Annotated in this window: 10 protein-coding genes and 1 pseudogene; 7 read left to right on the forward strand and 4 right to left on the reverse strand. The window is 69.1% G+C overall.

What is annotated here, in order from left to right:
* Positions 1 to 1,057 (reverse strand): Hsp70 family protein (locus HMPREF0591_RS22200; protein ID WP_007170908.1); only part of this gene is annotated, 1,057 nt, incomplete at its 3' end.
* A 105-nt stretch (positions 1,058 to 1,162) separates the two neighbouring features.
* Positions 1,163 to 2,248, reverse strand: a complete 1,086-nt coding sequence (locus HMPREF0591_RS22205; RefSeq protein ID WP_007170909.1) for an NAD(P)H-dependent amine dehydrogenase family protein — start codon at positions 2,246 to 2,248, stop codon at positions 1,163 to 1,165.
* A 107-nt stretch (positions 2,249 to 2,355) separates the two neighbouring features.
* On the opposite strand from HMPREF0591_RS22205, the gene HMPREF0591_RS22210 reads away from it, so the two are divergent.
* The 4 genes from HMPREF0591_RS22210 to HMPREF0591_RS22225 all read left to right on the forward strand — a co-directional run bounded on the left by HMPREF0591_RS22210 (position 2,356) and on the right by HMPREF0591_RS22225 (position 5,128).
* Entirely contained in the window at positions 2,356 to 2,688 is a 333-nt protein-coding gene (locus HMPREF0591_RS22210; protein ID WP_170826096.1) for an MmpS family transport accessory protein, read from the forward strand.
* 12 nt (positions 2,689 to 2,700) lie between these two features.
* Positions 2,701 to 3,999 (forward strand): cytochrome P450, encoded by a 1,299-nt coding sequence (locus HMPREF0591_RS22215; RefSeq protein ID WP_007170911.1) that lies wholly within the window; start codon positions 2,701 to 2,703, stop codon positions 3,997 to 3,999.
* Between the two features lie 108 nt (positions 4,000 to 4,107).
* On the forward strand, positions 4,108 to 4,671 hold the full coding sequence (locus HMPREF0591_RS22220) for an ester cyclase (protein ID WP_007170912.1): 564 nt from the start codon (positions 4,108 to 4,110) through the stop codon (positions 4,669 to 4,671).
* A 10-nt stretch (positions 4,672 to 4,681) separates the two neighbouring features.
* Positions 4,682 to 5,128: a hypothetical protein gene (locus HMPREF0591_RS22225; protein ID WP_007170913.1), complete on the forward strand. Its 447-nt coding sequence runs from the start codon at positions 4,682 to 4,684 to the stop codon at positions 5,126 to 5,128.
* Here the strand turns inward: HMPREF0591_RS22225 and HMPREF0591_RS22230 are convergent, their stop codons facing one another.
* Complete coding sequence (locus tag HMPREF0591_RS22230; protein ID WP_007170914.1) at positions 5,129 to 5,839, reverse strand: haloacid dehalogenase type II; 711 nt, start codon at positions 5,837 to 5,839, stop codon at positions 5,129 to 5,131.
* A gap of 6 nt (positions 5,840 to 5,845) precedes the next feature.
* On the opposite strand from HMPREF0591_RS22230, the gene HMPREF0591_RS22235 reads away from it, so the two are divergent.
* Together HMPREF0591_RS22235 and HMPREF0591_RS22240 are read left to right on the forward strand one after the other, a co-directional pair.
* Positions 5,846 to 6,217, forward strand: coding sequence for a YidH family protein (locus tag HMPREF0591_RS22235; protein WP_007170915.1), 372 nt, complete (start codon positions 5,846 to 5,848; stop codon positions 6,215 to 6,217).
* On the forward strand, positions 6,214 to 6,534 hold the full coding sequence (locus tag HMPREF0591_RS22240) for a DUF202 domain-containing protein (protein WP_007170916.1): 321 nt from the start codon (positions 6,214 to 6,216) through the stop codon (positions 6,532 to 6,534). The genes HMPREF0591_RS22235 and HMPREF0591_RS22240 overlap by 4 nt, the downstream gene beginning before the upstream one ends.
* On the opposite strand, the pseudogene HMPREF0591_RS22245 reads toward HMPREF0591_RS22240, so the two are convergent.
* A pseudogene (locus HMPREF0591_RS22245) lies at positions 6,531 to 7,363 on the reverse strand (MMPL family transporter); the annotation flags it as partial. The gene HMPREF0591_RS22240 and the pseudogene HMPREF0591_RS22245 overlap by 4 nt on opposite strands.
* 244 nt (positions 7,364 to 7,607) lie before the next feature.
* Here HMPREF0591_RS22245 and HMPREF0591_RS22250 point away from each other — a divergent pair.
* The gene (locus tag HMPREF0591_RS22250) at positions 7,608 to 8,495 is read left to right on the forward strand and encodes a glycosyltransferase family 2 protein (protein ID WP_007170918.1); all 888 of its coding nucleotides are present in this window, start codon (positions 7,608 to 7,610) and stop codon (positions 8,493 to 8,495) included.
* Positions 8,496 to 8,517: the final 22 nt, after the last annotated feature.

Genomic DNA, 8,517 nt, shown 5'->3' on the forward strand with positions numbered 1-8,517 from the left:
CAGCCGTCGCGGCGGCCTCGCCGGGCCCGTTCGCCGCCCGCACGGCGGCCCCGCTGGCCGCCGTCAGTTCCGGGCGCGCCGTGGTGACGACGGGGACGCGGAAGTACTGCGACAGCGTGGTGGCGATCGCGGGGATGTTCGCCCCGCCGCCGGCCGCGACGACCGTCGCCAGGTCATGAATCCCGTTGCGCGCCAAGGCATTTTCCAGCACTGCCACGAACCTGTCCAGCGGGGTGCGGATCGCCTCGTCGAGCTCGCCGCGGGTGACCCGGACCTCGCCCGTCAGCCCGTCGCTCAGCGTGGTCGCCATGCTCGAGGACAGCTCTTCCTTGGCGGTGCGGCACGCGGTCCGCAGCCGGCTCAGCGAGCCGATCGCTACGGTGCCCGCCGGGTCGAAGGCGGCCGTGCTGGGCATGCCGGAGATGACGGCGCTCAGCAGCGCCTGATCGATCAGGTCGCCGGAGAAGTCGTGCAGCCGCACGGTCGGGGCCAGGGCCTGGTAGTCGCCGTCGGCGCGCATGAACGTGATGCTGGTGCCCGTGCCGCCGAAGTCGCACACCGCCACGGTGCCGCGCGGCGGTATGCCGGGGTTGGTGCGCACGGCGAGCAGCGTCGCCGCGGCGTCCGGGACGAGCACCAGGGGCCGCGCGCGGTGGGACCATTCGGCCACAGAACTCAGCGCGGTGCCCAGCGCCTCGACCACCGGGGACGCCCAGTGGGCGGGGTAGGTCACGGCGACACTCTCGGGTAGGGGCCGCCCGGCGGTGACGGCGTAGGCCAGCGCGCGCATGGCGTCGGCGATCAATTCCTCGGCGCGGCGCACCGAGCCGTCGGCGGCCACGACGCCGCGCGGGTCGGCGACGCGATTGACGAACCCGGTGAGCACCAGGCCCGGCTGGGTGAGCCGCGGGTTCTCGGCGGGGATGCCGACCTCGGGTGCGCGCTCGGGGTAGAGCGTCAGGACGGGCTTGCGGGTGATGGCGCGGTCGGCGGCGACCGCCGCCAGGTTGGTGGCGCCGATCGACAAGCCCAGCGCGGTCCCAGTTCCCTTGGCCATCTTCACAACCCCACATCCAGCAGCACCGCGACCCGGTTAGCCGCTATTGTGCCGCCGAAACCTGTATCGCGTCTCAGCGGTACCTAGGTGCCGGCTGTGCGCCGGTCAGCGGATGTTGCCCGCCCCGGCGATCAGCGGCAGGTCGAGCGGGGTGACCCAGCCCGGCCGCAGGTCGTTGACGGCGGGCACCGCGTTCAGCGCCCGCATCCCGGTCGCCAGGCACCCGGCGGTGGCGGCGTCGCGGCCCGAACCGTCGGTGAACCGGAACGCGGTCTCCTGGAAGATGCTCGGCGTGCCCTCGATCTCCACCCGGTAGACGTCGTTGTCGTGGCCCGACGGCCAGTCCGGCGCGGCGTCGAGTCCGATGCGGTTGACGTGTTCGAGCTGAATCCGCGTCTCGCCCTTGTAGATCCCGTTGATGGTGAACCGGACGGCGGCCACATGGCCGGGCTTGATCACGCCCTTGACGGTGTTGCGCTCGGTGGGCGTCACCCACTTGTCCCAGGTGGTGGTCATCTCGTCGAGCATGATGCCGGCCGCGTGCGCGATCATCGGCACCGTGGCGCCCCACGCGAAGATCAGCATGTTGGAGTCTTCCAGCAGCGGGCTGTATTCGGGCTCGCGGCCGATGCCCATCTCGACCTCGTAGTCGCCCTCGTAGTTGGTGTAGTCGAGCAGCTCCGAGGCGCGCACCCGGCGCACCTCCGAGCACAGGCCCATCAGCGTCATCGGGAACAGGTCGTTGGCGAATCCGGGGTCGATGCCGGTGGTGAAGCAGGACGACTGGCCCAGCTCGCACGCCTCGGTGATGGGCGCGATCCAGTTCGGCGGGTTGAGGTGCATCGTCGGCCACACCCACGGGGTCATCGCCGTCGAGCACACGTCGATGCCGGCGCGCAGGAAGCGGGTGATCAGCGAGATGTTGTCCTTGGCGTGCATCGCCGTGGGGCCGTAGTGCACCAGCGCGTCCGGCTTCAAAGCGATCAGGGCATCGACGTCGTCGGTGGCGGCGATGCCCGTTGGCTCGGGCAGACCGCAGATGTCGCCGACGTCGCGGCCGACCTTGTCGGGGTTGCTGACCCCGACGCCGACCAGCTCGAACAGCGGATGCTTGACGATCTCGGCGATCACCATCTTCCCGACGAACCCGGTGCCCCAGACCACCACGCGTTTCGAGCCGTGTTGCGACATACTCACCTTCCCGTCCCAGCCCCCGTGGGACTACACACTAGAGCGGCGCGGCTTCGTCTGGGCGGAAAGCTTCCCCTAGCCCCGCGGGGGGTGACACGATGCAAATCATGACGAAGCATGTGCGCGGGCTTTCGATCCTGTTCGCTCTCGGCGTCGTGGCGGCCCCCGGCGTGGCCCACGCGATCCCCCAGATGCCGCACGCCCGTTACGAGGTGACCGGTGCCGGCGTCGCGCAGTACATCTCGTACCAGACCGACGCCGGCCAGCTGCACCAGGTCAACGCGCCACTGCCCTGGTCGACGGAGTTCACCTCGTTCGGGGGGCAGGTGTTCGTGGTCAGCGCGCAGGGCGTCGGCCCGCTGCGCTGCCGGATCCTGCTCGACGGCAACGTCGTCGCCGACGCCCAGTCGGCCGGCGGCCGGACGGTCTGCACCCACTAACGGAGGTCCTCGGTGAGTCTGAAGACGGGCATCGCGACACGAACCAACGGGGCGCCACCGCCGCAGGTGCCGCTGGCCGACATCCATCTCGATTCGCTGGACTTCTGGGCCCTCGACGACGACTACCGCGACGGCGCCTTCGCCACGCTGCGCCGCGAGGCGCCGCTCTCGTTCTGGCCGGCGATCGAGATGGAGGGATTCGAGGCGGGCGAGGGCTATTGGTCGCTCACCCGGCACGACGACGTGCACTTCGCCAGCCGCCATCCGGAGATCTTCAGCTCCAGCCCCAACATCACGGTCAACGACAACGCGCCCGAGATCGCCGAGTACTTCGGCTCGATGATCGTGCTCGACGACCCGCGGCACCAGCGGCTGCGCTCGATCGTCAGCCGGGCGTTCACCCCGAAGGTGGTGGCGCGCATCGAGGCGTCGGTGCGCGAGCGGGCCCGCCGGCTGGTCGCGTCGCTGATCGCCAACCACCCCAACGGGGAAGCCGATCTGGTCACCGAGCTCGCGGGGCCGCTGCCGCTGCAGATCATCTGCGACATGATGGGCATCCCCGAGGACGACCATCAGCGAATCTTCCACTGGACCAACGTGATTCTCGGGTTCGGCGACCCCGACCTGACCACGGACTTCGAGGAGTTCCTGAAGATCTCGATGGACATCGGCGCCTACGCCACGGAGCTTGCCGAGGACCGCCGCGTCAACCACCACGACGACCTGACCACCAGCCTGGTGGAGGCCGAGGTCGACGGCGAACGGCTGTCGTCGGCCGAGATCGCGTCCTTCTTCATCCTGCTGGTGGTGGCCGGCAACGAGACGACGCGCAACGCGATCAGCCACGGCGTGCTGGCCCTGTCGCGCTACCCCGACGAACGGGACAAGTGGTGGGCCAACTTCGACCGGCTGGCGCCGACGGCGGTCGAGGAGATCGTGCGGTGGGCCTCGCCGGTGGTCTACATGCGGCGGACGCTGACGCGCGACTTCAAGCTGAGCGGCGTCAAGATGGCCGAGGGCGACAAGGCCGTGCTGTGGTACAACTCGGCCAACCGCGACGAGGCGACGTTCGCCAACCCGTGGCTCTTCGACCTGGCGCGAACGCCCAACCCGCACTTCGGGTTCGGCGGCGGCGGGGCGCATTTCTGCCTGGGCGCCAACCTGGCTCGCCGCGAGATCCGGGTCGTCTTCGACGAGTTGCGCCGCGAGATACCCGACATCGTCGCGACCGGGGAACCCGCGCGGCTGCTGTCGCAGTTCATCCACGGCATCAAGACCCTGCCGGTCGCCTGGACGCCACCGCGCGGGTAGCGCCCCTTTCCCCGCGCCCCTTTTCCCGCGAGCAGACACACAAAATCGCACTGCAAGGCGCCAAATTGTGCGATTTTGCGTCTGCTCGCCGGGTTTATCGTTAGCTGCATGACGATTCCCGCGTTCCCCTCCGCGGAGGTGCTGGCCGCCCGCCAGAAGCTCGTGCTCGACCATTTCCACGACGAGGTCCGCCAGGACTGGGACGACGTGCTGTCGACCTTCCCGCATCCGCGCTACGAGCTGATCCCGCAGATGATCGTGCACGACGGCGACACCGCGGTGCGCGACTACTACGCCTACACGCGGACCGCGTTCCCCGACCAGGACCACGAGATCATCGCGCTGCGGCACAGCGCCGACGCGGTGATCGTCGAGTTCTGGTTGATGGGCACGCACCGCGGCTACCTGGGCAAGGTGCCGCCCACCGGCAGCCGGTTCCGGGTCCGCATGACCGCCTACTTCGTGTTCGACGAGTCCGAAACGCTTGTCTGCGAACGCATCTACTTCGACACGCTGACCATGATCAAACAGCTCCTCGGCGGGCTGGACCTGAAGAGGCCGGCGAACTGGCTGCTGGCCGCGCGCTGCGCGCGCGGCTTCCTGTCGATGTCCTCGGAAAAGCCCGACCCCGCGCTGACGAATACGGTGCCGCCGAGTTTCCTGCCTGCCTAGACTGCACTGCATGCGGGCCCGTTATGCGGTGTGCGGCCTGACCGCCGCGGCGATCGCGGGTGCCTGCGCGACGGCCACTGCCGCCCCTTGGCCGCAGGGCACACACACCGAGAAGTGGATCGACCTGAAGCCCGGCGAGTGCGTGGCCGACCTGCCCCCGCCCGACCTGAGCCGCGTGACGGTCACCGTAGTCGACTGCGCGACGGCGCATTTGGCCGAGGTGTACCTGCGCGCCCCGATGGCGGTGGACAAGGCCGTCGCGATCGTCGCCAACCGGGACTGCACCGACGGGTTTGCCCCGTACACCGGCCGGCCCGTTGCGGGCAGCCCGTTTTCGATCACCTACCTGATCGACTCGAATCAGGATCGCACCGGGGCCGACCCCACCCCCAGCACCGTCATCTGCCTGTTGCAGGCGGCCAACGGGCAACCCCTGACCGGGTCGGCCCGCCGCTGATCAACAGCCGAGTTGCGCTGCGAGGTCGAGGAAGTCGGACGCGTTGATGTCGAACTCGTCGGAATAGGCGACGTCGGCGTTGCCGCCGGCGCCGAACTCGAGCGGGCGCGCGACGAAGGCGGTCCGGAACCCCAGCGCCGCCGCGGCGCGGAGGTCGTACTTGTGGCTGGCCACCATCATGATCTCGCCGGGGGGCAGGCCCAGGTAGGTCGCCGCCATCCGGTAGACGGCCGGGCCGGGCTTGAACGCCCCGGCCATCTCCGCGGCGAAGATCGCGTCGAACGGCAGGCCGGCGCGCTTGGCGATCTCGACGACCGCCGACACGTCGGCGTTCGACAGCGTGGCCAGCGTGTAGGCACTGCGCAGCCGCGTCAGCCCCGGCACCGCGTCCGGCCACGCCCGCAGCCGCCGCCAGGCCAGGGTCAACTCGTCGCGTTCGGCGTCCGCCAATGCGACGCCGCTCTCCTCCAGGACGCGGTCGAGCGCCCGGCGATACACCGAGTGCACCGACACCCACCCACTGTCGCGGCCCCGAGCCTCCTCCAGCGCCGCGAAGTACGCTGCGCGCCAACGCCGCACCACGTCGGGCCAGTCGGCTTCCGGGTGCCGTCCGGCGCCGATCCGTCGCGCCTCGTCGCACACCGTCGAATGGAAATCGGTCGCCGTGCCCTGCACGTCGAACAGCAACGCCTTCACCACAGCCCTCATCATGCAACGATGTGCGTCGTGGCCGACACCGACAGCGCCGAAGAGCAAGAGCCCGACTACCGGTTCACCTTCGCCAACGAGCGGACCTTTCTGGCCTGGCAGCGCACCGCGCTGGGGCTGCTGGCCGCGGCGGTCGCGCTCGTGCAGCTGGTCCCCGAGCTGGGGGTTCCGGGTGCGCGGCGCCTGCTCGGCGGGGGGCTCGCGCTGCTGGCGATTCTCACCAGCGGGATGGGGTTGCTGCGCTGGCAGCAGGCCGATCGCGCCATGCGCCACGGGACCCCGCTGCCGCGGCATCCCTCACCGACGTACCTGGCGGTGGGCCTCACGGTGGTCGGGCTCATCGCGCTCGCGCTGGTGATCGCCAAGGCGGTGCTGGGGTGAGCGGCACGACGGCCGACCGCGGGGACCAGGCCGAGCGGACGACGCTGGCCTGGACTCGGACGTCGTTCGCGTTTCTGGCCAACGGCGCCCTGCTGATGATCCGGAACCTGCACGGCTCGGTCCGCCCGGCCGACCTGGTTCCCGCCGGGCTGGCCGGCGCCGTCGCGCTGGGAACGTTCCTGATCGCGGTGCACCGCCAGCACACCCTGCAGCAGCGGCCCCTGCCGAGGCGACTCACGCCCCGGCACCAGGTGTACGTCATCGGCACGGCGGTGTTGGCCCTCATCGTCGTCACCTCGGTGGGCCAGCTGCTCTAGTTGCCCAGCAGCGCGCGCACGGCCGGGCGCGGTCCCGTCGGCCGCAGCAGCGCGCTGGCGGGGCGCGGACGCACCACCATCGGCCACCAGAACCAGCGGCCCAGCAGCGCGGCGATGGACGGTGTCATGAAGGCGCGCACCACCAGGGTGTCGAACAGGAGGCCCAGGCCGATCGTCGTGCCCACCTGGCCGAGCACCCGCAGCTCGCTGACCGCCATCGACGCCATCGTGAAGGCGAACACCAGCCCCGCGTTCGTCACGACCTTGCCGGTGCCGCCAACCGCGCGGATGATCCCGGTATTGAGCCCCGCGGCGATCTCCTGCTTGAACCGGGCGACCAGCAGCAGGTTGTAGTCGGAGCCCACGGCCAGCAGGATGATCACCGACATCGCGAGCACCAGCCAGTGCAGTTCCATGCGAATGATGTGCTGCCACAACAACACCGAGAGCCCGAACGAGGCGCCCAGCGACAGCGCCACCGTCCCGACGATCACCACGGCCGCGGCCAGACTGCGGGTGATCACCAGCATGATGATGAAAATCAGGCAGAGCGAGGAGATCGCCGCGATCATCAGGTCGTATCGGGCGCCGTCGGAGATGTCCTTGAACACCGCCGCGGTGCCGCCCAGGGAGATCCTGGCGTTCTCCAGCGGGGTGGTCTTCAGCGCCTCCTCGGCCGCGGTCTTGATGGCGTCGACGCGGGCGAAATCCTCGGGCGTCGCGGGGTCGCCCCGGTGCAGGATGAACAGGCGCGCGGCTTTGCCGTCCGGCGACAAGAACATTCCAAGCCGCGCTTGAAGTCCCGGTCGTCGAAGACTTCCGGTGGCAGGTCACACCGCTGCCTCATGTGTTCAACGTAGACATGTGTTGAACAAGGCACCCTTCCGCGGTTAAGGTTTCGAGAAAGCGACGATATTCGGAGGAAGACTGGGCCAGGGCTGCCATAGGGTCCAAATCAATAGGCGTGGTGAATTTCCCGCAGCGGGCAATTCGGCGCGCACCTTCCACCGGTGCAGGGCCGGGGGCCAATGCCAGATTCCCTTTCTGCGCCTTCCCAGATTGGTCTGTGAGCAATGCCCCAACAGCCGTCCGTCACCATCGTCATTCCCGCCTATAACGAAGAATGTTATATAGGCAAATGCCTGGACTCGTGCATCGACCAAACGTCGGCACCCGAAGAGATCATCGTCGTCAGCAACAAGTCGACCGACAACACCGCGGCCATCGTGCGCCGGTACCAGGCGCAGCACCCGCACATCGACATTCAGCTGCTCGAACAAAACGAACACCAGGGCATCGCGCCGACGCGTAACCACGGTTTCGACCATGCGCGCAGCGACATCATCGCCCGGACCGACGCCGACTCCGTCATCGCCCGCGACTGGGTCGGCGACCATTCGCCGCCGGTTCGAGGATCCGGCCGTCGACGCGGCCAGCGGCCCCATCGGCTTTCACGACATGCCGCTGCGGGGGTTCCTGTTCTGGGTCGACTCCACCCTGCGCGGCAAGGTGCACCGGTACGCAGGAACGAGCGGTTCCTGATCGGGGCCAACATGGCGATCCGCGCCCAGGCGTGGAAGTCGGTGCGCCAGCTGACGCATCTCGACCTGGAGGACCGCTTGCACGAGGAGGTCGACCTCGCGCTGACCCTGTTCAAGAACGACTTCGAGATCGCCTACGAGCCGGGCATGGTCGCCGCCATGTCCGCCCGCCGGGTGGAATCGTCGCCGCGCGATTTCTACCGGTACGTCACGCACTACACCCGGACGACCGACCTGCACGGCATCAGGAGCCCGGCCGCGTACACGGCGATCTCCACCCTGCTGCTGCTGTACTTCCCCTTCCGCGCGAGGCGGTTCTTCTACGACGTGGACAACCGGCGGTTCACCTCGTCGAAGCTGCGCGACAAGCTACGCGGTCAACGGTCGCGGGCGCGCGACGGCGATGACCGCCGGAGGTGAACTCGCGGAACCGGCGCCGGCC

The organism is Mycobacterium parascrofulaceum ATCC BAA-614 (assembly GCF_000164135.1).
In the GTDB taxonomy this organism is placed as follows: domain Bacteria; phylum Actinomycetota; class Actinomycetes; order Mycobacteriales; family Mycobacteriaceae; genus Mycobacterium; species Mycobacterium parascrofulaceum.